A 21,943-nucleotide genomic window follows, 5' to 3' on the forward strand; every position below is an offset into this window, starting at 1 on the left:
GCTGTAAATCAGCACAAGTGTGCTGGCTGGCTGCTGCCAGCGCAGCAGGGGGCGCTGATGGCCGCGGGCTTAATTGCGCTCCACGCGCAACTGGTAGCGGAAGCGGTCGGCACGGTAGCGGATGAAGTCCAGCTCCAGCCCGGCGCCATCGGCACCACGGGTCATGCGTTGCAAGGCCAGCAGCGGGGCAGCGGGTGCCACATCCAGCAGCTGCGCCTCTTCTGCGCTGGCCAGTGTGGCTTCTATGCTGAGGTCGGCATGGCCAAGCGGCAGGCCGTAGTCGTTTTCCAGAATGTGAAACACATCACGGCTGGCCAGGTCTTCACGCGCCAGCCGCAGCCCCAGTTCCTGGGTGAAATAACTGATATCCAACGACACCGGCAGATTGTCCAGATAGCGCAGGCGGCGCAGCTCCACCATGGGCGTGCCCACGGCCACGCCAAATGCCTGGGCCACGGTTTCGCTGGCGGGCAGGGTTTGCAGGCTCAGCACCCGGTTGCAGGCGGCATAGCCCTGGCTGTGCATGGCCTCGGCAAAGCCTTGCAGCCGGGTAAGGGTCTGGGCGGGTTTGCTCTTGGCCACATAGCAGCCCTTGCCGGCAATGCGGAAGATCATGCCTTCCTGTTCCAGTGCGCCCAGCGCATGGCGTACGGTGATGCGGCTGACGCCAAAGCTTTCCATCAGCTGCTTTTCCGATGGCAGTTTGTCGTGCTGGCCGTAGTGGCCGCTGAGAATCTGGCTGCGCAGGCTTTCGCGGATGCGGGCATGCAGGGCCTGGGGCGTGGCTAATGTGGTCATGGGCGGGCAGGGCTTGATTGGATTGCGCCGAGTATAAGCCCAAACACCGGGCAAGCTGTCATGACAGGTTATGACTTAAATTGATTTGCTTTGCTGTTTTCCTTGGTTCGTGCCGGGCAGGGCGCTGACTAGAATCGGCCCATCACCTTCATGCCACAGCCGCCAGTCCGGTGCGCTGCGGCGTCATGCAATCTGCCAGCAAAGGAAGCAGCATGAGTCTCGACATTTTCTGGTTTCTGCCGACCTCCGGCGATACCCGTTATCTGGGCCAGTCCGGCTCCGGCCGCGCCGTCAGCAACGAATACCTGCGGCAGATTGCCGTGGCGGCGGACAATCTGGGTTACGACGGCATCCTCATTCCCACTGGCAGCGGCTGCCTGGACCCGTGGGTGACGGCCTCCAGCCTGGTGCCGGTCACCAGCCGCCTGAAGCTGCTGGTGGCGCTGCGTACCGCGCTGACCAAGCCCACCGCCGCCGCGCGCATGGCCGCCACGCTGGACCAAGCCAGTAATGGCCGTCTGCTGCTCAATGTGGTGGCCGGGGGCGATTCGGCCGAACTGGCCGCCGACGGCATTTTCCTCGATCACGACCAGCGTTACGAAGAAGCCAGCGAATTCCTGCATATCTGGAAGCGCCTGCTGGCCGGCGAAACCGTCAGCTACGCCGGCAAGTACCACACGGTGGAAAACGCGCAGAACTTCTTCGAGCCGGTACAGAAACCGGCACCGCCCTTGTACTTTGGCGGCTCGTCCAATGCCGCGCACGACCTGGCGGCCGAGCATGTGGAAGCCTACCTCACCTGGGGCGAACCCCCGGCAGCCGTGGCCGAGAAGATTGCCGATGTGCGTGCCCGCGCCGCCAGACTGGGCCGCACCGTGCGCTTTGGCGTGCGCCTGCATGTGATTGTGCGCGAAACCACCGAGCAAGCCTGGGCGGCGGCCAATGCGCTGATCAGCCATCTGGATGACGAAGTGATTGCCAAGGTGCAGCAGCGTTTTGCCGCCATGGATTCCGAAGGCCAGCGCCGCATGGCCGCCCTGCACGGCGGCAAGCGCGACCAGCTGGAAGTCAGCCCCAATCTGTGGGCCGGTGTCGGCCTGGTACGTGGCGGTGCCGGTACCGCGCTGGTGGGTGATGCACAAACCGTAGCTGCGCGGCTGAAGGAATATGCCGACCTGGGCGTGGACAGCTTTGTCCTCTCCGGCTACCCGCATCTCGAAGAAGCCTACCGCTTTGCCGAACTGGTATTCCCGCTGTTGCCGGGCAAGCGCTGGGTGTATGGCGACGACCGCGTGCAGACCGGCGGCCCGTTTGATGCCAGCACCGTGGTGCAGAAACCCGTGGCCGAAACGGAGGCCGCATGAAGGTGATCGACATGCGTTGCAGGCCCGCCTTCCTGCACGACTTCTTTGGTGCCTCGCCCGGCACCCAGGCTTACGAAGCAGCGCGCTGGCTCAATCGCCGCGTGGGCTCGCGTGACGACCAGCACTTTGTCAATTCGCTCACCCAGCAGGGTTTTCTGGATGAAGTGGAAAACGCTGGTCTCAGCCACGCAGTGGTGGTGGGGCGGCATACGCCGGGCCAGCATCTGCCCAATGACACTATCCATCAGATAGTGCATGGCCATGAGCGCCTGCTGGGCATTGCCGGGGTGGACCCGGCCTTGCAGGGCGAACAGGCGGCAGTGGCCGAGGCCGAGCGCGCCATCAAGGATCTGGGCCTGGCCGGTATTGATATCGAACCGGGCTTTGGCGTGCCGGCGCGCCAACCGGACGATGCGGTGTACTACCCCATCTATGAAACCTGCGCCGCACTGGGCGTGCCGGTGTTTTTGATGTCCGGCCCCACCACACCGGACCCGCGCTTTAACGACCCGGCTGGCGTGGCGCGGGTGGCGGCGGATTTCCCGCACTTGCCCATTGTCTGCTACCACGGCTACTGGCCGCGGGTGGCCGAGATTGTCGGCATCGCCTTCCGTCACGAAAACGTGCTGGTGGTGCCGGACATGTACCAGTTCCTGCCCGGTAGCCAGCTGTATATCGAGGCGGCCAACGGCTTCATGGCCGACCAGCTGCTGTTTGGTTCGTCCTATCCCTTCCGCCCCATCGGCCAGTCGATAGACGACCTGCATGGCCTGGGCCTGCGGCCCCATGTGCTGGACAAGGTGCTGTACGGCAATGCCGCCCGCCTGTTTGGCCTGTAGATCGGCTGACAAAAACCGAAGCTCATACTGCAAACAACAAGGAATCGTGATGCAACACTTCAACCCCACCCGTCATCGTGTACTGGGTCTGCTGGCTGCTGCCGGCCTTGCGCTGTCTTCGCTGTCGGCCACTGCGTTGGCCGCAGGCAGCGACACGCTGAATATCGGTTATCAGAAATACGGCACGCTGGTGCTGCTCAAGGCGCAGGGCACGCTGGAAAAACGCCTGGCCCCGCTGGGCGTCAAGGTGAAATGGGCGGAATTCCCCGGCGGCCCGCAACTGCTGGAAGCGTTGAACGTGGGCAGTGTGGACCTGGGCACCACCGGTGAAACCCCGCCCATCTTTGCCCAGGCAGCCGGTGCCGACCTGCTGTATCTGGCCAATGAACCGGCCGCCCCGGAAGGTGAAGCCATTGTGGTGGGCAAGGATTCGCCCATCCGCAGCGTGAAAGACCTCAAGGGCAAGCGGGTGGCGCTGAACAAGGGCTCCAATGTGCATTACCTGCTGGTGCGCGCACTGGAAAAAGCCGGGCTGAAATACGAGGACATCACCCCGGTATTCCTCAACCCGGCTGATGGCCGCGCCGCCTTCCAGCAGGGCAGTGTGGATGCCTGGGTGATCTGGGACCCCTTCCTGGCGGCTGCCGAGAAGCAACTGAATGCCCGCCAGCTGGCGGACGGCAAGGGCATTGTCAACAACACCCAGTTCTACCTGGCACGCAAGCCTTATGTGGCCAGCAACCCCAAGGTCATCAAGGTGGTGCTGGAAGAACTGCAACGGCTGGATGCCTGGGGCAAGAGTCATATCCCGGAAGTTGCGGCCGAGCTGTCCGGGCAGATTGGCCTGGACAAGGACATCGTGCAGGTGGCTGCCAAGCGCTCCGGCTATGGCGTCAAACTGCTGGATGGCAAGGTGGTGGCAGAGCAGCAGCGCATTGCCGACACCTTCTTCAAGCTCAAGCTGATTCCCAAGCCGCTGGTGGTGAAGGACATCGTGTGGGACGGCAAATAAGCTGAAGCCAAACCGGTCCGGCAACCGTCTTCATTATGAAAAGCACACCCTTTTGGGTGTGCTTTTTTTGTATTGGAAGTGGGCTGTTTTGCCTTGGGATTGATGCTTCCTGCATATCAGCAATCCGGCTTTGTTTTGCATGGTTTTGCCACTGCTGCCCAGGCAGCAGCCGGTCAGCATGCTGGTGCGGCAGCAGCAGTTGCGAGGTGGTTTTTGATTTGCGTAAGTCATTGAAATTAAAGAAATATAAAGCTGGCACACTTGCTGCTATGTATCAGGTGAACCCTGATGATGGAGCAAGCCATGAGCCACTCTTTTAATGTTGTTGCCGTCTCCGGCAGCCTGCAGCGCCCCTCGCGCACCCTGGCGCTGGTGCAGGCCTTGCTGGCCGAATTGTCCGGCCACCTGCCAGTTGAAGCCCGCGTGATCGAGCTGGGCGATCTGGCCCCGCACTACGGTGGCGTCACCCGTCCGGCGGATTTGCCGGAATCCGTGCGCGAAGCCATTCAGGCGGTGGAGCAGGCCGATTTGCTGATTGTCGCCAGCCCGGTTTACCGCGCCAGCTACACCGGCCTGTTCAAGCACTTCTTTGACTTCGTGCATCACGAAGCCCTGTTCGACCTGCCGGTACTGCTGGCTGCAACCGGTGGCAGCGAGCGCCATGCGCTGGTGATCGAACATCAGCTGCGCCCCTTGTTCAGCTTCTTCCAGGCGCAAACCCTGCCGCTGGGGGTATACGCCGCCGAAGCCGACTTCAGCGACTACCAGGTCAGCGATAGCGCCTTGCAGGCACGCATCCGTCTGGCGGTGGAACGCGCCTTGCCGCTGATCAGCCACCGCCAGCCGGTGATTGCCAGCGCGCAGTCCGCCAGCACGACATCTTCCCTGGCCTGAAGCAACACTGCATTGCCCTCTTGACCATTACCCGCATTTACACGGAGAAATCACATGAGCCAAGCACAAAACGCCATCAAGTTTGCCTACTGGGTACCCAATGTCAGCGGTGGCCTGGTGGTCAGCAAGATCGAACAGCGCACCAGCTGGGACATCGACTACAACCGCAAGCTGGCGCAAATCGCCGAGAAGGCCGGCTTTGAATACGCGCTGTCGCAAATCCGCTTTACCGCCGGTTATGGCGCGGAATACCAGCACGAGTCGGTTTCCTTCAGCCATGCGCTGCTGGCGGCCACCGAAAAACTGCGGGTGATTGCCGCCATTCTGCCCGGCCCGTGGACCCCGGCGGTGCTGGCCAAGCAGATTGCCACCATCGACCACCTCACCGGCGGCCGCGTGGCAGTCAATATCGTTTCCGGCTGGTTCCAGGGCGAATTCACCGCCATTGGCGAACCGTGGCTGGAGCATGACGAACGCTATCGCCGTTCGGAAGAATTCATCCGCGTGCTCAAGGGCATCTGGACCCAGGACAACTTCAGTTTCAAGGGCGACTTCTACCGCTTCAGCGACTACACCCTGAAGCCGAAACCGCTGCAACAGCCGCACCCGGAAATCTTCCAGGGTGGCAGCTCGCGTGCCGCGCGTGACATGGCTTCGCGCGTGTCCGACTGGTACTTCACCAACGGCAATACCGTGGAAGGCATCAAGGCGCAGGTGGATGACATCCGCGCCAAGGCGGCAGTCAACGGCCATCAGGTCAAGATTGGCGTCAACGCCTTCATCATTGCCCGCGATACCGAAGAAGAAGCCCGCGCCGTGCTGGCCGAAATCATCGACAAGGCCGACCCGGAAGCCGTCAACGCCTTTGGCGATGCGGTGAAGCAGGCCGGTCAGGCCAGCCCGGAAGGCGAGGGCAACTGGGCCAAGTCCACCTTTGAGGACCTGGTGCAGTACAACGACGGCTTCAAGACCAATCTGATCGGCACCCCGCAACAGATTGCCGAGCGCATTGTCGCCCTGAAGGCCGTGGGTGTGGACCTGATTCTCAGTGGCTTCCTGCACTTCCAGGAAGAAGTGGCCTACTTCGGCGAAAAAGTGCTGCCGCTGGTGCGTGAGCTGGAAGCACGTGCCAAAGAGCGCGAAGCCTTGGCCGCCTGACAGGAGCAAGGGTGATGAAGCGACATCAGGAAGCTCCGCTGCGTGACAGTGCCAGCCTGCCAGCCTGGCTGGCATGGCAGGCCGACCAACAGCCGCAGGCCATTGCCCTGCGCCACAAGCGGCTGGGTATCTGGCAGCAATGGCGCTGGGCCGACGTGCAGCAGCAAGTGGCTGCGCTGGCGGCCGGTCTGGCAGCGCATGGCTTTGCGGCCGGGCACAGCCTGGTGTTGCTCAGTCACCCGCGTCCCGAAGTATTGCTGCTGAGCCTGGCGGCGCAGTGGCTGGGCGGGGAGGCGGTGGCGCTGGACCCGCAACAGCCGGTGCGCGACTTGCAGGCCATCTTGCTGCATTTACAGCCGCGCTGGCTGCTGGTGGAGGATGCCGAGGCACTGCACAGCCTGCCGCGCGACCTGCCCACCCCTGCGCTGTTGCTCTACGCCGAAGGGCGTGGGCTGCAGCAGCGGGTAGGGCCCGGCTGGCAGGCGGTTGCGCAGTTGCAGCAAGCGGGTGCCGCGCTGTCTGAGCCGGCGGTACTGGCCAGCAATGGCGCGGTGGCCTTCCGCTTCTGGCGCGTGGATGGCCGGGGCGAGCTGCAACAACAGGCCTTGCAGCATGGCCATTTGCTGCAGGCGGGCAGCCAGCTGTTACAGGCCGAAGGCCTGACTGCCAACGAAGATGCACTGGCCTCGCGTGCCTTTGCCAGCTCCGCCCAGGTGCGCTACCTGCTGGCGCCATGGCTGCAAGCCGGTTTCCGGCTGAATTTCCCGGAAAACCTGGCCACCCGCGACAACGACCGTCGCGAACTGGGGCCCACCCTGGTGGCCGGTACGCGGGAAACCTACAGCCGGCTGGAGCAACTGGCGCGCAGCCGCCTGCCACCCACCGGCAGCTGGCAGCGTGCACTGGTGGACCGGGTGCTGCAACCGGATGCCGGGCGCTTCTGGCGCTGGGCCGGGCATTACAGCGTGATTCGTCCGCTGCGCGATGTGCTGGGCTTCAGCCGTACCCGGGTGCCGTTGCTGCTGGGTGCGCCGCTGGCAGAAAACACCCGCCACTTTTTTGCCGTGCTGGGTGTGGAAGTGCGCAACTGGCCGGACAACGCCGAGTGGCAGCAACGCCCGCTGCAAGCCGAAGCCAGCACGCACCAATGGCTGCAAACCGGCACGCCACCCCTGCAAGCCTGAATGAAGAAATGGAAACAACACTATGTCCGAGACCGTAGCGCCCTTGCTGAGCCTGGCGCACATCTCCCTGAGCTTCAAGGGCGTCAAGGCGGTGACCGACATCGGTTTTGACGTGGCCGAAGGGGAGATCTGCGCCTTGATCGGCCCCAATGGCGCGGGCAAGAGCTCCTTGCTCAATGTCATCAACGGGGTGTACCAGCCGCAGCAAGGGGAAATCCGTTTTGCCGGCCGCGCCCGCCGTGCCATGCAGCCGCACGAGGCTGCGGTGGCAGGCATTGCCCGCACCTTCCAGAACATTGCGCTGTTCAAGGGCATGAGCGTGCTGGACAACATCCTCACCGGCCGCAACCTGGCCAGCCGCAGCAGCTGGCTGGAGCAGGCCTTCCGTGTAGGCCGTGCGGTGGCCGATGAAGAAGCCCAGCGCGCAGTGGCCGAAGAGGTGATTGCCTTCCTGCGCCTGCAAGCCTGGCGGCACACCCCGGTGGGCCAGCTGCCCTATGGCCTGCAAAAGCGGGTGGAGCTGGGGCGGGCGCTCGCGGCCCGGCCACGCCTGCTGTTGCTGGATGAGCCCATGGCCGGGATGAACCGCGAGGAAAAGCGCGAGATGAGCCAGTTCATCCGCGAGGTCAACCAGGTGTTCGGCACCACCATCGTGCTGATCGAGCACGACATCGGCGTGGTGATGGAACTGTCCGACCACGTGGTAGTGCTGGACTACGGCCGCAAGATCGGCGATGGCGAGCCCGAAGCCGTGCGTGCGCTGCCGGAGGTGATTGCCGCTTATCTGGGCCAGCAGCGCCACTGACACCTGTTTATCCGTATCCACCTTTTCGTATCCACAGTCCCCGCCGGTATTCCCGCGCGGGGCGGGGACCTGTTGCGCCGGCGTTCCGGCAAGGGGGCTGTCTGATGTCGTTTTTCATGGAAGTACTGCTCGGCGGCTTGCTGGCCGGGGTGATGTACTCGCTGGTGGCCATCGGCTTCGTGCTGATCTACAAGGCCAGCGGGGTGTTCAATTTTGCCCAGGGTTCGATGGTGCTGTTTGCCGCGCTCACCTTTGTCAGCCTGCTGGAGCGTGGCCTGCCGTTCTGGGTGGCTTTTGTGCTGAGCCTATTGTCCATGCTGCTGCTGGCGCTGTTGCTGGAGCGGCTGGTGCTGCGCCATCTGGTGAACCGGCCACCCATCACCCTGTTCATGGCCACGCTGGGCCTGAGCTATGTGGTGGAAGGCGTGGCCCAGGCGCTGTGGGGCGCACAGGTGCACGGGCTGGACCTGGGCATCGAGGACACGCCGCTGGAGCTTGGCGGCCTGATGCTGTCGCGCTTCGACCTGTTTGCCGCCGGCAGCGCCGGTCTCTTGGTGCTGCTGCTGTCCTTGCTGTTCAACAAGACCCGCATCGGCCTGTCGCTGCGTGCCGTGGCCGACGACCAGCTGGCCGCGCTGGCAGTGGGCATCCGCCTGCAACGCATGTGGGTGCTGGTATGGGCGGTGGCCGGGCTGGTGGGGCTGGTGGCAGGGCTGTTGTGGGGCGCGCGGCTGGGCGTGCAGTTTTCCCTGTCGCTGATCGTGCTCAAGGCCTTGCCGGTATTGATCATTGGCGGCTTCACCTCGATAGGCGGCGCCATTGTCGGCGGGCTGATTGTGGGGGCCAGCGAAAAACTGGCGGAAGTGTATCTGGGGCCACTGCTCAGTGGCGGTATTGAAAACTGGTTTCCCTATGTGCTGGCGCTGCTGTTCCTGCTGCTGCGTCCGGTGGGCTTGTTTGGCGAACGCGCCATCGAACGGGTGTAAGACCCGCGAACAAAACCCCCGCGCCTGTGTTGCCGTACTGCTTGTACTGTCTGCGTCGGCGCGCCTTGGCTCGGGTTCTCTACGAGGTTTTGTTAGCAGTTCTAAAAAGGAGAGTAGGCATGTTTTATCAGGAATCCGGGCAATTCAGCACCCGCTACCGGCAGGATGGCCGCGCACTGCGGCTATGGCAGCAGCGTGCCGCGCTGTGGGCCTTGCTGCTGCTGGCCTTCGGCCTGTTGCCGGTGATTGGCAACGACTACTGGTTCAGTGCCATTCTGATTCCGTTTCTGGTGTTGTCGCTGGCCGGGCTGGGGCTGAACCTGCTCACCGGCTATGCCGGCCAGCTGTCGCTGGGTTCGGCCGCCTTCATGGCAGTGGGGGCGTTTGCCAGTTACAAGCTGCAATTCCTGCTGCCGGGCCTGCCGCTCTTGCTCAGCTTTGTCGCCGGTGGCGTGGTGGCCGCGGCAGTGGGGGTGGTGTTCGGCCTGCCCAGCCTGCGCATCAAGGGCTTTTATCTGCTGGTGTCCACGCTGGCGGCACAGTTCTTTGTCGAGTGGCTGCTCACCAAGTTTGCCTGGTTCTCCAACGGTAACGAGTCCGGCGTCATCACCGCGCCGCCGCTGCTGGTGGCCGGTCACGATTTTGGCAGCCCGGCCGGGCGTTACCTGCTCACGTTGAGCGTGGTGCTGCCGCTGTTTGTGCTGGCGGCCAATCTGGTACGCAGCAGCCTGGGCCGCAACTGGATGGCAGTGCGCGACATGGATACCGCAGCTGCTGTCATCGGCATCCCCATCCTGCGCACCAAACTGCTGGCCTTTGCCATCAGCTCTTTCATCCTGGGGGTGGCTGGCTCCCTGTGGGCGTTTACCTATCTGGGCACGGTGGAGCCGCATGGCTTTGATCTCAGCCGCTCGTTTCAGGTGCTGTTCATCATCATCCTGGGCGGCATGGGCAGCATTCTGGGCAATTTCCTTGGCGCGGCCTTCATTGTGTTGCTACCCATCGTGCTGTCCATCCTGTCCGGCACTTATCTGAGCGGCCTGCTGCCTGCCGGCCAGCTGGAGAACCTGCAAAAAATCATCTTTGGCGTGCTGATCATCCTGTTCCTGATCAAGGAGCCGGATGGCCTGGCGCGGCTGTGGCAAGGCTGGCGCGCCCGCGCCCGGCTGTGGCCACTGCGTTTCTGAGCGTTTTGTTTTGTTGTTTCCGTTAGCAGTTTCGTCTACTGAACCAGGGAGTTTACCCATAATGAAAAATCATCTGCACACACTAAAAGGGGCGGTCGTACTGGCATTGGGCCTGGCGGCAGCATCGGCCACGGCACAGGCGGGCGGCGAGCAGTATTTTCCGCTGCAAAGCTACCGCGTGGGGCCGTATGCGGCTGGCGGCACCGGCTTTTTCGGCGGTTTTATTGATTATTTGCAGTACGTGAATATCAAGGAAGGCGGCGTCAACGGCGTCAAGCTGACCTGGAGCGAGTGCGAAACCGAATACGTGGTGGAAAAAGGGGTGGAGTGCTACGAGCGCCTGAAAAAAGGCCTGAACGGCGCACCGGCTGCTGCTACCAACCCGCTGTCGGTGGGCATTGCCTATGCCACGCTGGAGCGCTCCACCGCCGACAAGCTGCCGCTGATCACCATCAACCACGGGCGTACCGATTCTACCGACGGCAGCGTGTTTCCCTATGTATTCCCGCTGCAACTGAACCCGTATTCCGAAGTGTCGGCAATCATCAACTATATCGGCCAGAAATCCGGCGGTCTTGCCAAGCTCAAGGGCAAGAAGATTGCCGTGCTCTACCACGGTTCGCCCTATGGCAAGGAAACCAACCCCATCCTGGAGCTGCTGTCGAAGAAATACGGCTTCCAGCTGGTGTCGCTGGAAGTGCCGCATCCGGGTAACGAGCAGCAGTCGCAGTGGCTGACCATCCGCCAGCAAAAACCGGACTGGGTGATTCTGCGCGGCTGGGGCGTGATGAACCCGGTGGCACTGAAAACCGCCCAGAAAGCCGGTTATCCGGCTGACCACATCATCGGCAATATCTGGAGTAACTCGGAAGAAGACGCCGCCCCGGCCGGTGCCGCCGCCAAGGGCTTCATCTCGATCACCACCCACCCGTCCGGCACCCAGTTCCCGGTGCTGCAAGGCATCAAGAAAACCGTGCTGGATGCCGGCAAGGGCAATCTGGCCGACGCCAAGCGCTTTGGCACGGTGTACTACAACCTGGGCGTGGTCAACGGCATCCTGAACGTGGAAGCCGTGCGCCTGGCGCAGGCCAAGTTCGGCAAGAAACCGCTGACCGGCGAGCAGGTGCGCTGGGGCTTCGAGCACCTGCACTTTGACGACAAGCGGCTGAAGGAAGTGGGCGCGCTAGGCCTGTTGCAACCGCTGCAACTGAGTTGCGCCGACCACGAAGGCGGTGGTGCGGTGCGCTTCCAGCAGTGGGACGGCCAGCAGTGGAAGGTGATTTCGCCATGGGTACAGGCCGACCGCAAGCTGCTGCGCCCCATCATCGAGGACTCCTCGCACAAGTACGCCAAGGAAAAGGGCATCACCCCGCGCGATTGCAGCAAGGAATCGTGATGGCCTGAGCCCGTCCACGCCCGGCGCGCCTTGCTGCGCCGGGTTTTTGTCACCCGGTTTTTGACGGATTGCGGAGTTGAATCATGAGCCAGCCCTTACTACAGGTGGAAGGCATTCAGGTGGTATACAACCAGGCCATTCTGGCCGTGGGCAGTGTTTCCTTGCAGGTGGACGAGGGGCAGATCGTGGCCTTGCTGGGTGCCAATGGGGCAGGCAAAAGCAGCACGCTCAAGGCCATTGCCGGCCTGGTGGCAGCCGAGCGTGGCTGCCTGCAACAAGGGCGCATTGTCTATGCCGGGCAGGATGTCAGCCATACCGCCCCGCATGAGCTGGTGCAGCGCGGGCTGGTGCAGGTGCTGGAAGGGCGGCATTGCTTTGCCCACCTGAGCGTGGAAGAGAACCTGCTGACAGGTGCCTTTGTGCGCAAACCCAGCCGCGCTGCCTTGCAGCAGGACCTGGAACGCATCTACCAGTATTTCCCGCGGCTGAAAGAGCGTCGCCGCTCGCAGGCGGGCTATACCTCGGGCGGCGAGCAGCAGATGGTGGCCATTGGCCGCGCGCTGATGGCCGCACCACGGCTGGTGTTGCTGGATGAGCCATCCATGGGGCTGGCACCGAAAATCGTCGAGGAAATCTTCGAGATACTGCAGGCACTGAACCGGCAGGAAGGGGTGAGTTTCCTGCTGGCCGAGCAGAACGCCAACCTGGCTTTACACTACAGCCATCAGGCCTATCTGCTGGAAAACGGCCATGTGGCACTGTCGGGTAGTTCGGCCGAGCTGGCTGCACGTGAAGACGTACACCAGTTCTATCTGGGTGGCAGTGTAGAGGCAGCCTGAGGGCTGTTGTGGCACAGTCAGCGGCTTGATATTCAAATCAGTTTTTCTTGGTTCGCACTGCTATTTGAATGGCATATCGTGAAGCTTCCCGACACCCTTGCCGTGCCGCTTAACGGAGTTGCCATGCCAAGCCCTCTTACTCTGCCCGTCATCGATTTCAGCCTGTTCGATGGCAGCACCGAACAAGGTCAGCAGCTGCTGCAACAGCAGCAAACCTCTCTCGCTTTCTGGAAAGAAAGCGAGGCTTGCTTCTTCAATCTGCAATTGACAGGGTAAGGGCGGGGGCGGGAACAGCTGGAAAAGCTGCGAGATCTTTTTTGGGGTCGATAGACCCGGCTTTGCCGGGTCCAGTGCCAGCGCGCCAAATCACTTGGTCAGCCACAAAAAGGCGTCCCCTTATGGCGGACGCCTTTGTTTTGCTGACTGGCAGAGCAGGGTTTTACCAGTCTTGCGGCAGGCCTTCCTTCAGCGTGGACACATAGCTGGCGGTACGCGGGTTTTGCGGTTGCAGGAACAGCTGGCGGCTGCTGCCTTGCTCCACGATGCGGCCATCTTCCAGAAACACCACAGTGTCGGCCAGCGTGGCTGCCAGTCGCAGGTCGTGGGTGGCAATCAGCATGGTCATCTTGTTGGCAGCCAGTTGGCGCAGCACGGCCACCACTTCGCTGGCCAGCTCCGGGTCCAGTGCCGAGGTGGGTTCGTCACACAGCAGCAGGCCGGGGGACTGAGCCAGTGCGCGGGCGATGGCCACCCGTTGCTGCTGGCCGCCGGACAGGGTGCCGGGCCAGGCATCCGCCTTGTGCGCCATGCCCACTTGTTGCAGCAGCTCGCGGGCGCGGGCCTCGGCCTGGGCACGCGGCCATTTCTTCACCACCAGCAGGCCTTCCATTACGTTTTCCAGCGCGGTGCGATGCGGAAACAGCTGGAAGTTCTGGAATACCATGCCGGTTTGCAGACGCAGGCGATGAATGTCCTGACGGCCCGGCTGCGCATGGCCATGGCCAAACTGCAGGCTGGCATCGCCCAGGGTAATCTGTCCGGCGCTGGGGGTTTCCAGCAGGTTGATGCAGCGCAGCAGGGTGCTCTTGCCACTGCCGGAGGGGCCGATCAGCGCCGTCACCTGGCCGGGTGCCACCTGCAGCGCAACATCCTTGAGTACATGCTGGTTGCCAAAATGCTTGTCGATGTTTTGCAGTTGAATCATTTTGTCTCCTGAGCCTGGTGCAGGTGCTGGCCAAAGCGGGCTTCCAGCTTTTGCTGGCCGGCGGACAGCACGGAGCTGAACAGCAGGTAGATCAGCGCGGTTTCGGTATACAGGATCAGCGGTTCATAGGTGACCGAGGCAATGCGTTGCGCGGCCTGGAAGATTTCCGGCACGGTCAGCACCGCGGCCAGCGAGGTGTCCTTGATCAGCGAAATAAAGGTATTGGCCAGGGGCGGCACGGCCACGCGGCTGGCCTGCGGCAGGATGGTGCGGCGCATGGCCTGGGCCCAGGTCAGGCCGATGGAGTAGGCGGCTTCCCACTGGCCGCGCGGTACGGCCAGCAGGGCGGCGCGGATCACTTCCGAGGTGTAGGCCCCCACGTTCAGCGAAAAGCCGATGACAGCGGCCGGCAGCGGGTCGAACACGATGCCGGCCTTGGGCAGACCGTAAAAAATCAGGAACAGCTGCACCAGCAAGGGCGTGCCGCGGATCAGCCACACATAAAAGCGGAAGCCGTCCGCCAGCGGCTTGGGGCCATACAGCCGCACCAGCGCGGTGACAAAGCCCAGCGACAGGCCAAAGGCAAAGGACAGCAGGGTAAGCGGTACGGTGAACACCAGCCCTGCATACAGCAGCGGCGGCAGTGATTCCACCATCAGTTTCAACCATTCTGGCATGTGCCGACTCCATTATTGTTATCGTGTTGTGCCAACAAAATTGCCCCGTAGGACGGGGCAAGCTGGCAAGTCCGGGGAGGGATGCGCTTAGTGCGACACGTCTTCGCCAAAGTACTTGAAGGAAATTTTCTGATAGCTGCCATCGGCCTTGATGTCAGCCAGTGCCTTGTTGATGGCGGCCTGCAGCTGCGGGTTGCCCTTGCGGAAAATGATGCCGGAGAAGTCAGCGTCCTTTTCGGTGGCGGCAATGCGCAGTTTGGAGTTGGGCTGGTGCTTCTTGTAATCCAGGAAGGACAGGCTGTCGTTGATGGTGGCATCCACGCGGCCGGAAGCCAGCAGCTCCAGCGAATCGTTAAAGCCTTGTACCGGGACGACTTCTGCACCGAAGGATTGCGCCAGCTTGCCGAAGTTGCTGGTCAGGGTGTTGGCGGACTTCTTGCCCTTGAGGTCGGCAAAGCTCTTGATGGGGCTGTTGCCATTCACGATCAGCGCGGCCTTGGAGGCGATATAGGCGTTGGAGAAGTCGTACTTGGCCTTGCGGGCTTCGGTAATCGACACCTCGTTGGCCACCGCGTCGTAACGGCTGGCATCCAGGCCGGCAATCAGGCCGTCCCATTTGCCTTCGATGAATTCGGCTTTCACGCCCAGCTTGGCGGCCACGGCCTGGGCAATTTCCACATCGAAGCCCACCAGCTTGCCGCTGGCATCGTGATAGGTAAACGGCGCGTATGTGCCTTCGGTGCCCACGCGGATGACACCGGCGGATTTGATCTTGGCCAGGTCTTCTGCGGCGGCAAGGCCGGGCAGGACGGTGGCGAGCAGGGCGGCAATGGCAAATCGTTTCACAAAGTACTCCTGGCTGTTGTTTTGTTTGTCATCCCGCCATCCGGCGGTATGGATGGACTATAACAAGCCAGTCTTATTCCCATTAAACAAGAGTTTTCTTAATGGTTATCAGAAAAATGAATAAGCAAGGTGGGCGATTCGCCGGACTCCGGAGGTGATTTCCTTGCCGACAAGCACCATGAGCCGGGCACTTGTCGGCAGGGGGATCAACTTGTTGGCAGACCCTTGGCAGCCTGCCATTCGTTGCCATACAGCTCCGGCTCGGCATATTGCTGCAGCCTGGCATAGTGCTGTTCGACGTCTTCTTGCAGCAAACTGGCAATCAGGCCGGAAGCCAGCCGTTGCGCACCGTCACTGACTTGTGGAATATCGCCGGCACTGGCCCCCTGCGACAGGGCTGCCGCGTAGTTGAAGCAATGAATCCGCTCCAGTCCTGGCAGGCTGCCGGGCTGTTTTTCCAGAAACTGGTACAGGCTGCCCAGATAGGGCGAACCGGCCAGCTCGCGATCCGGCGCGCCGGGCAGGCTGGGGTAGTGGTCCTGCCATAGCCGCACATGGCCGGCGATGCGGGCATATTCCGGCCGTTGCGCCCAGTCGGTGCAAAAGCCGGTGCAGAAAATCACGAAGTCGGTGGTGACTTCGCCAAGATTGGTACTGAGCACAACCCGGTCATCCTCCAGCCGGGCCGTTTCCACCTGAATGCCGAAGTGAAAGCTGGCATTGGGGTGCTGGGACACGCGCAAGGTGCTGCTGTGCGGCGGTGGCACCTGGGTGCTGTTCAGGTAATGACGGACTTTCCATTTCCATTCGTCCGACAGTAAGCGGAAACCATGCGCCATGCCGGGATTGACCGTGCCCTTGCTCTTGTTGATGCGCGGCAGGTCGTGACGGCGGATCAGCAAGGACACGCGCTTGGCACCATGCTCCAGTGCCGTGGCGGCGGCATCCATGGCCGAGGAGCCACCGCCAATCACGGTGACGTTGCGCCCGCGCAGCATCTGGCCGGACCAGGCATCGCCGGAGTGCACCCAGTGGCTGCGTGGCAGGCGGGCAGACCAGGCAGGCAGGCTGGCCCCGCCCAGACCGTCGCGCCCGGTGGCCAGTACCGCGTGGCGCGCCAGTACCCGGCGGGTCTGACCGCTGGCAGCGTCGCGGAAAGACAGTGCCACCACGCCATCGGCACGTGCTTCCACATCCACCAGTTGTTGCAGGTTATGTACCTTCAGTTGCAGTACCTCGCGATACCAGCGCAGGTATTCCGCCCAGTTCAGGCGGTGAATCTTGTCCAGTTGCTGCCAGCCTTCCAGGCCGTGCTGCGCCTCGTACCAGGCGCGGAAGGTGAGGCTGGGAATGCCCAGGCAAGGGCCGGGTAGTTCCTTGGGGGAGCGCAAGGTAATCATGCGGGCGGTGGTGGCCCAGGGGCCTTCCAGTCCGGCGGGGGACTGGTCGTAGATTTCGGCATCCACGCCATTGAAAGCCAGCGCGGCGGCTACCGCCAGGCCGGACATGCCGCCACCGACAATCACCACATCCTTTACTTCACCTGCCGGGTGGCTGGCCGGGATGGTCCAGTTTTTGGCCGGCAGGCCAAGATAATCCAGGTCTTGCCGGATACGGCTTTCAAGGGCCGCCAGGCCCTGTGTTTGTGCGCTGCTAGTCATGCTGCAAAACATCCATGGCAAAAACCATACCCTAGCATGGGTTTTTGGGCGGCCAAATATCAATTCCTGCACAGTAAATCGGAAATAAAGACAATCATTCAATATTGCGCCAATAGTATGGGGCGCATGATTTTATTGTCTGGAATTTGTATTTTGTGATTGGCTTATCGCGCCATTTTGCCGGATCTCCCTGTCAAGCATGAATAAATGATAAGCATGTGAAGAATGCGCAATCAGCCCTGGCGGCGGCAGTGCTAGATTGGCGGCATTAACCATACGGCTGCCATTGTTTGCATCATGGCAGCCTGTTTTTTGCCAATTTCCTGCCTTCAATGCCAACCAAGGATTACTCATGTTTGCCGCCAGTCAATTTCACAAGGCACTGATTGTTGCCGCTTTTTCCTCGCTTTCGCTGTCTGCGCTTGCCGCCCCGGTTGCCATTGGTTATCAGGCACCATTGACCGGTGAATATGCCCAGTATGGCAACCAGTTTCGTAATGCCGCCAATCTGGCACTGGATGAATATAATCAGACGCATAAAGCGGCACCGGTAGTCATTAAGTTTGCCGACAGCAAGGGTGATGCACTGGAAGGCGTGTCGATTGCCCACAAGTTTTCCGACGACAATTCCATTGTCGGGGTAATTGGCGATTTCTCCTCCACGGTTTCCATTGCCGCGGGCAAGGTATATGCCGAAACCCATCTGGCTCAGCTGTCACAAACCGCCTCGCATCCGGATTTCGTCAAGATCAGCCCCTGGCAATTCCGCAATATCATCACCGAGGCATTCGAAGGGCCGTATAACGCCCGCTGGATCAGCCAGAACAATATCAAGAAGGTGGCCGTCATCAGCATCCAGAACGACTGGGGCCAGACCGCCAGCAAGAACTTTGCCAAATCCTTCAAGGATGCCGGTGGCGAAGTCACCGCGCTGGAAAGCTTCAATCCGGGTACCCGCGATTTTCGCGCCATCCTGACCAAGGTGGCCCGCACCCGCCCCGATGCCATCTATCTGGCGCTGATGTATGAAGACGGCGCGGCCTTGCTGCAGCAAAAGCAGCAACTGGGCCTTAATGTGCCAGTGTATGGCTCGTCCTCGATGTACGAGAAAAAGCTGATCCAGCTGGCCGGCCCGGCTGCGGAAGGGGTGAAGATTTCCACCACCTTTACCGCCAGCAGCAAGGAGCCGAATGTACAGGCCTTCGTCAAGGCTTACCAGGCGCGCTATCACGTGGAGCCGTCCATGTTTGCCGGTCAGGCCTATGACGCCACCCGCATCATGCTCAATGCCATTGCCAAGGCCGGTGGTGAAAAGGCCAGCCGTGAGGCCGTACGCAATGCACTGGCCGCCACCAAGGACTTCCCCGGCGTCACCGGCAACACCACCTTCGACCCGGTCACCCGCGAGCCGGCCAAGAACCTGTCGCGCCTGCAAATCCGCAATGGCGACTTCACTTCGGTAGCCAACTGATTCACGGCCCGCCTGGCGGGCCTCTGGCTGCTGAAGATGTGATTTGCTTCGCTGGTGGCGGACTCGGCAAAACCGGGCATCCCGCTTGGGTCGTAGAGTCCGCAGCCTTCCCATTTACTCCCGATTCCCCGCCCTTGACCTGCCAGTTACAGAAGGGAGCGGTGCTTTCATTCCAGAAAGCGGGAGGGGTTTGTCAATAATCTGCGGCCCGCCTGGCGGGCCTTGCACGAGAATGCACATGCTGGATTTTTTTGATGTTTTCCTGGTGCAGCAGTTACTGAACGGGCTGGCGCAGGGCCTGGTGTATGCCCTGATTGCCATCGGCTTCACGCTGATTTTCGGCGTGCTCAATGTGGTGAATTTCGCCCATGGCGAAATCTACATGCTGGGGGCGTTTGCCGGGCTGCTGGCCATTCAGGTGCTGGCCCCGCCGGCTTTTGCCGTACTGCTGCTGGTGGCTGCTGCCGGACTGGTGCTGGGCGTGTTGCTGGAGCGGGTGGCTTTCCGGCCATTCCGCCGCTTCAACGACGAGGCCTCGCTCAAGTCCAAGGCGCTGCGCGAGGCCACCTTGCTGTCCTCGCTGGCCATTTCCATCATTACCCGCGAGCTGATGCAGCTGTATGTCGGCGCCGACATGCAGTCCATTCCGCAAGCCTATCTGCTGATGACGCCCATCCAGCTGGGGCCGTTGAGCATTGCCAGCGGGCAGGTGCTGATTTTCGTCACCGCCTTGCTGATGTTTGTGCTGCTGCAATGGTTGCTGTTCCGTACCCGGCTGGGCCTGTCCATCCGCGCGGTGTCCAACAACCGGCTGGGTGCCTTGCACGTGGGCATCAATGTCAATCACATCATCATTGCCACCTTTGCCATCGGCTCGCTGATGGGCGCGGTGTCCGGCATTGTGGTGGGTTTGTATTCGGGCAATATTTTCCCGCAGATGGGTTTTTCGCCCGGCATCAAGGCTTTTGTGGCCATGGTGATGGGCGGGCTGGATTCCATCCCCGGTGCCGTCATCAGTGCCATCGTGCTGGGGCTGTGTGAAGCACTGTCCACCGACTTCGTGTCGCAGGGCTGGTCCGAGCTGATCAGCTACGGCCTGTTGCTCATCACCCTGTTGTACTTCCCGCGCGGCTTGTTCGGAAAGAAGGTGGAACGTGTCTAGTCTGTCCCGTTCAACAAGGCCGCTATTGCTGCTGGCCGTTTTGTGGTTGCTGCTGGGCTGGCTGGATGCCAGCTATCTGTACCGGCTGGCCAGCATGGCGCTGGTGTTCGGCCTGCTGGCTGCCAGTGCCAACCTGATTACCGGCGTGGCCGGCATGATGACGCTGGGCCATGCCGCCTTTTACGGCGTGGGGGCTTATACCGCCGCCTTGCTGTCCAGTCAGTACCAGTTTTCGCCCTGGCTTACCCTGCCATTGGCCGGTCTGACTGCGGCGCTGCTGGGTGGCCTCACCGCCTGGCTGACGCGGCGGCTGGTGAATGTCCACTTTGCCGTGGCTACGCTGGGCATAGGCCAGGCGGTGTATGTCACCTTGCTTAACTGGGTGGATTTCACCCGTGGCCCGATGGGCATTACCGACATCGCTCCGCTCAGTACGGCCAGCCCGGCCATCAACCTGGGGCTGGTGATGCTGGTGTTCCTGCTGTGTTACCTGCTGCTGGAACGCACCATCCATTCTTACTACGGCAATGCCCTGCGCGCCTTGCGCGAGGACGAGCAGTGCGTGGCCGCCATGGGGCTGGACCCGGCGCGGCTGAAAATACAGGTGATGGTGCTGGGCTGTTTCATTGCCGGGCTGGCCGGTGCGCTGTGGGCACACTCCACCCGCTATGTGTCGCCGGGTGATTTCCGCTTCAGCGAATCCATCACCATTCTGGCCATGGTGGTGATTGGCGGGCTGGGCAGCCTGCCCGGTGCCATCATGGGGGCCTTGTTGCTCACCCTGTTGCCGGAACTGCTACGCAGCCTGGGTGATTACCGCATGCTGGTGGTGGGGTCCATCATGTTCGGCTTCATCATGTTCCTGCCCAAGGGGCTGATTGGCGAATACTCGGCGCTGCGGGTGTTCCGCAGCCATCTCAAAGCGCTGGAGCAATCATGAGCGATACCTTGCTGGAACTGAAACAGCTGACACTGCGTTATGGCGGTGTGCATGCGCTGGAGGACATTTCCCTGCGTTTGCCCATTGGCGGCATTACCGGGCTGATCGGGCCGAATGGCGCGGGCAAGACCTCCTTGTTCAATGTCATTACCGGTTTTTCGCGGCCAAGTCGGGGTGAGGTCCACTATGCCGGACAGCGCATCGACGGCCTGCCGGTGCCGCAGATCGCCCGCCAGGGCATTGCGCGGACCTTCCAGAACCTGCGGGTGTTTCCCGGCATGACGGTGTTTGACAATGTCAGCATCGGCGCACTCAGCCAGCAGCGCTTTGGCTGGCGGTCGTTGTGGAGTCGCAAGCAACAAAGTGCCGAGGCGGTGAGTGCTGCCACCTGGTCGGCACTGCGCCGGACCGGGCTGGATGGACTGGCATTCGAACTGGCGGCCAATCTGTCCTATGGCAAGCGCAAGTATCTGGAAATCGCCCGCGCCCTGGCCTTGCAACCGGGCTTGCTGATTCTGGACGAACCGGCGGCCGGGCTGAACGACAGTGAAACCGCCGCGCTGGCCGACTTCCTGCGCCAGTTAAGCCAGGAAGGCTTGAGCCTGTTGCTGGTGGAACATGACCTGAGCCTGGTCAAGAAAATCTGCGACCGCGTGCTGGTGCTGTCATCCGGCCGCTTGCTGGCCGAAGGCAGCCCGGAGCAGGTGATGCGCGACCCGGCGGTGATTACATCCTATCTTGGCAGCGAGGAGGCCTGATGGCATTGCTGGAAGTTGAAAACATCAGCGTGACGCTGGGCGGGGTGCCCATCTTGCGTGAGGTTTCCCTCACTGTGGAGCCGCAGCGCATTGTCACCATTCTGGGTGCCAATGGCGCGGGCAAGACCACGCTGTTGCGCGCCATTTCCGGTATCTATCCGCTTGGGCAGGGCAGCATACGGTTTGACGGTGCGCCCATCCATGGCCAGCCGGCCCACCGCATCGTGCAAAGCGGCTTGTCGCATGCGCCGGAAGGGCGGCAGATCTTCTCCAGCATGACGGTAAGGGAGAACCTGCAACTGGGCGCCGGAGCGCAGCGGGACTGGCAGCGGGAGCTGGCCTTTGTGCATGACATCTTTCCCATCCTGCAGCAGCGCAGCAAACAGCTGGCCGGCACCCTGTCCGGTGGCGAACAGCAAATGCTGTGCATAGGCCGGGCACTGATGGCCAGGCCGCGGCTGCTGATTCTGGACGAGCCCTCGCTGGGGCTGGCACCGCAGTTTGTGCAGCAGATTTTCCGGGTGATCGAAACCATCCGCCAGCACGGGGTGACGGTGGTGCTGGTGGAGCAGAATGCGCGCTCGGCACTGCGCATTGCCGATGATGCCTATGTGCTGGAACACGGCCGGATTGCCCTGTCCGGCCCGGCGCAGCAGCTGATGCATGATGCCGCGGTGCAGAATGCCTATCTGGGAGTGGCTTAAGCCAGGCTGATCAACCAATGCGAATGCAGGTGGGTTTTTTGACTGATCCGTTAAATTT

The 21,943-nt window shown here is 61.7% G+C and carries 23 protein-coding genes; 17 read left to right on the plus strand and 6 right to left on the minus strand.

Annotated elements, in window-relative coordinates; translation table 11 throughout:
* Nucleotides 1-69: 69 nt before the first annotated feature.
* Entirely contained in the window at nt 70-798 is a 729-nt protein-coding gene (locus tag QVF59_RS11580) for a GntR family transcriptional regulator (RefSeq protein WP_089084208.1), read from the minus strand.
* Nucleotides 799-1,010: 212 nt separating this feature from the next.
* Between QVF59_RS11580 and ssuD the strand changes: the two genes are divergently transcribed.
* From ssuD to QVF59_RS11640, 12 genes are all read left to right on the plus strand, one after another.
* Nucleotides 1,011-2,162, plus strand: a complete 1,152-nt coding sequence (gene ssuD, locus QVF59_RS11585; protein ID WP_287879984.1) for an FMNH2-dependent alkanesulfonate monooxygenase — start codon at nt 1,011-1,013, stop codon at nt 2,160-2,162.
* Nucleotides 2,159-3,001, plus strand: coding sequence for an amidohydrolase family protein (locus QVF59_RS11590; protein ID WP_287879985.1), 843 nt, complete (start codon nt 2,159-2,161; stop codon nt 2,999-3,001). The genes ssuD and QVF59_RS11590 overlap by 4 nt, the downstream gene beginning before the upstream one ends.
* A 49-nt stretch (nt 3,002-3,050) precedes the next feature.
* Nucleotides 3,051-4,013, plus strand: coding sequence for a sulfonate ABC transporter substrate-binding protein (locus QVF59_RS11595; RefSeq protein WP_287879987.1), 963 nt, complete (start codon nt 3,051-3,053; stop codon nt 4,011-4,013).
* 303 nt (nt 4,014-4,316) lie between these two features.
* The gene (msuE, locus tag QVF59_RS11600) at nt 4,317-4,907 is read left to right on the plus strand and encodes an FMN reductase (protein ID WP_062788818.1); all 591 of its coding nucleotides are present in this window, start codon (nt 4,317-4,319) and stop codon (nt 4,905-4,907) included.
* A gap of 54 nt (nt 4,908-4,961) precedes the next feature.
* The gene (sfnG, locus tag QVF59_RS11605; RefSeq protein WP_287879990.1) at nt 4,962-6,065 is read left to right on the plus strand and encodes a dimethylsulfone monooxygenase SfnG; all 1,104 of its coding nucleotides are present in this window, start codon (nt 4,962-4,964) and stop codon (nt 6,063-6,065) included.
* Nucleotides 6,066-6,079: 14 nt separating this feature from the next.
* Nucleotides 6,080-7,249, plus strand: coding sequence for an AMP-binding protein (locus QVF59_RS11610; RefSeq protein ID WP_287879993.1), 1,170 nt, complete (start codon nt 6,080-6,082; stop codon nt 7,247-7,249).
* A gap of 22 nt (nt 7,250-7,271) precedes the next feature.
* The gene (locus QVF59_RS11615; RefSeq protein ID WP_287879995.1) at nt 7,272-8,054 is read left to right on the plus strand and encodes an ABC transporter ATP-binding protein; all 783 of its coding nucleotides are present in this window, start codon (nt 7,272-7,274) and stop codon (nt 8,052-8,054) included.
* A gap of 104 nt (nt 8,055-8,158) precedes the next feature.
* The gene (locus QVF59_RS11620) at nt 8,159-9,040 is read left to right on the plus strand and encodes a branched-chain amino acid ABC transporter permease (protein ID WP_287879997.1); all 882 of its coding nucleotides are present in this window, start codon (nt 8,159-8,161) and stop codon (nt 9,038-9,040) included.
* Nucleotides 9,041-9,159: 119 nt separating this feature from the next.
* Nucleotides 9,160-10,227, plus strand: coding sequence for a branched-chain amino acid ABC transporter permease (locus tag QVF59_RS11625; RefSeq protein ID WP_287880000.1), 1,068 nt, complete (start codon nt 9,160-9,162; stop codon nt 10,225-10,227).
* A gap of 61 nt (nt 10,228-10,288) precedes the next feature.
* Complete coding sequence (locus QVF59_RS11630; RefSeq protein WP_287880003.1) at nt 10,289-11,623, plus strand: ABC transporter substrate-binding protein; 1,335 nt, start codon at nt 10,289-10,291, stop codon at nt 11,621-11,623.
* An 83-nt stretch (nt 11,624-11,706) separates the two neighbouring features.
* Nucleotides 11,707-12,462, plus strand: coding sequence for an ABC transporter ATP-binding protein (locus QVF59_RS11635; RefSeq protein ID WP_045848236.1), 756 nt, complete (start codon nt 11,707-11,709; stop codon nt 12,460-12,462).
* A gap of 6 nt (nt 12,463-12,468) precedes the next feature.
* Nucleotides 12,469-12,738 (plus strand): hypothetical protein, encoded by a 270-nt coding sequence (locus tag QVF59_RS11640; protein ID WP_287880006.1) that lies wholly within the window; start codon nt 12,469-12,471, stop codon nt 12,736-12,738.
* Nucleotides 12,739-12,901: 163 nt separating this feature from the next.
* On the opposite strand, the gene QVF59_RS11645 is transcribed toward QVF59_RS11640, so the two are convergent.
* The 5 genes from QVF59_RS11645 to QVF59_RS11665 form a co-directional block, all read right to left on the minus strand.
* The gene (locus QVF59_RS11645; RefSeq protein ID WP_287880008.1) at nt 12,902-13,666 is read right to left on the minus strand and encodes an amino acid ABC transporter ATP-binding protein; all 765 of its coding nucleotides are present in this window, start codon (nt 13,664-13,666) and stop codon (nt 12,902-12,904) included.
* On the minus strand, nt 13,663-14,343 hold the full coding sequence (locus QVF59_RS11650) for an amino acid ABC transporter permease (protein WP_287880009.1): 681 nt from the start codon (nt 14,341-14,343) through the stop codon (nt 13,663-13,665). The genes QVF59_RS11645 and QVF59_RS11650 overlap by 4 nt, the downstream gene beginning before the upstream one ends.
* An 87-nt stretch (nt 14,344-14,430) precedes the next feature.
* Nucleotides 14,431-15,189 (minus strand): amino acid ABC transporter substrate-binding protein, encoded by a 759-nt coding sequence (locus QVF59_RS11655; RefSeq protein WP_287880011.1) that lies wholly within the window; start codon nt 15,187-15,189, stop codon nt 14,431-14,433.
* Between the two features lie 206 nt (nt 15,190-15,395).
* Nucleotides 15,396-16,850 (minus strand): SidA/IucD/PvdA family monooxygenase, encoded by a 1,455-nt coding sequence (locus tag QVF59_RS11660; RefSeq protein ID WP_287880014.1) that lies wholly within the window; start codon nt 16,848-16,850, stop codon nt 15,396-15,398.
* 132 nt (nt 16,851-16,982) lie between these two features.
* Nucleotides 16,983-17,204 carry a hypothetical protein gene (locus tag QVF59_RS11665; RefSeq protein WP_287880017.1) on the minus strand — a complete coding sequence of 74 codons (222 nt, stop codon included), beginning with the start codon at nt 17,202-17,204 and terminating at the stop codon, nt 16,983-16,985.
* Between QVF59_RS11665 and QVF59_RS11670 the strand changes: the two genes are divergently transcribed.
* From QVF59_RS11670 to QVF59_RS11690, 5 genes are all read left to right on the plus strand, one after another.
* Entirely contained in the window at nt 17,203-18,321 is a 1,119-nt protein-coding gene (locus QVF59_RS11670) for an ABC transporter substrate-binding protein (RefSeq protein WP_287880019.1), read from the plus strand. The two genes, QVF59_RS11665 and QVF59_RS11670, sit on opposite strands and share 2 nt — an antisense overlap.
* A gap of 238 nt (nt 18,322-18,559) precedes the next feature.
* Complete coding sequence (locus QVF59_RS11675) at nt 18,560-19,483, plus strand: branched-chain amino acid ABC transporter permease (RefSeq protein WP_199102634.1); 924 nt, start codon at nt 18,560-18,562, stop codon at nt 19,481-19,483.
* Nucleotides 19,476-20,423: a branched-chain amino acid ABC transporter permease gene (locus QVF59_RS11680; RefSeq protein ID WP_287880023.1), complete on the plus strand. Its 948-nt coding sequence runs from the start codon at nt 19,476-19,478 to the stop codon at nt 20,421-20,423. The genes QVF59_RS11675 and QVF59_RS11680 overlap by 8 nt, the downstream gene beginning before the upstream one ends.
* Nucleotides 20,420-21,181, plus strand: coding sequence for an ABC transporter ATP-binding protein (locus QVF59_RS11685; RefSeq protein WP_287880024.1), 762 nt, complete (start codon nt 20,420-20,422; stop codon nt 21,179-21,181). The genes QVF59_RS11680 and QVF59_RS11685 overlap by 4 nt, the downstream gene beginning before the upstream one ends.
* Entirely contained in the window at nt 21,181-21,885 is a 705-nt protein-coding gene (locus QVF59_RS11690) for an ABC transporter ATP-binding protein (protein ID WP_287880026.1), read from the plus strand. Before QVF59_RS11685 ends, QVF59_RS11690 begins: the two co-directional genes overlap by 1 nt.
* Nucleotides 21,886-21,943: the final 58 nt, after the last annotated feature.

Origin of the sequence: Aquitalea sp. (assembly GCF_030150775.1) — a bacterium.
Taxonomy (GTDB): domain Bacteria; phylum Pseudomonadota; class Gammaproteobacteria; order Burkholderiales; family Chromobacteriaceae; genus Aquitalea; species Aquitalea denitrificans.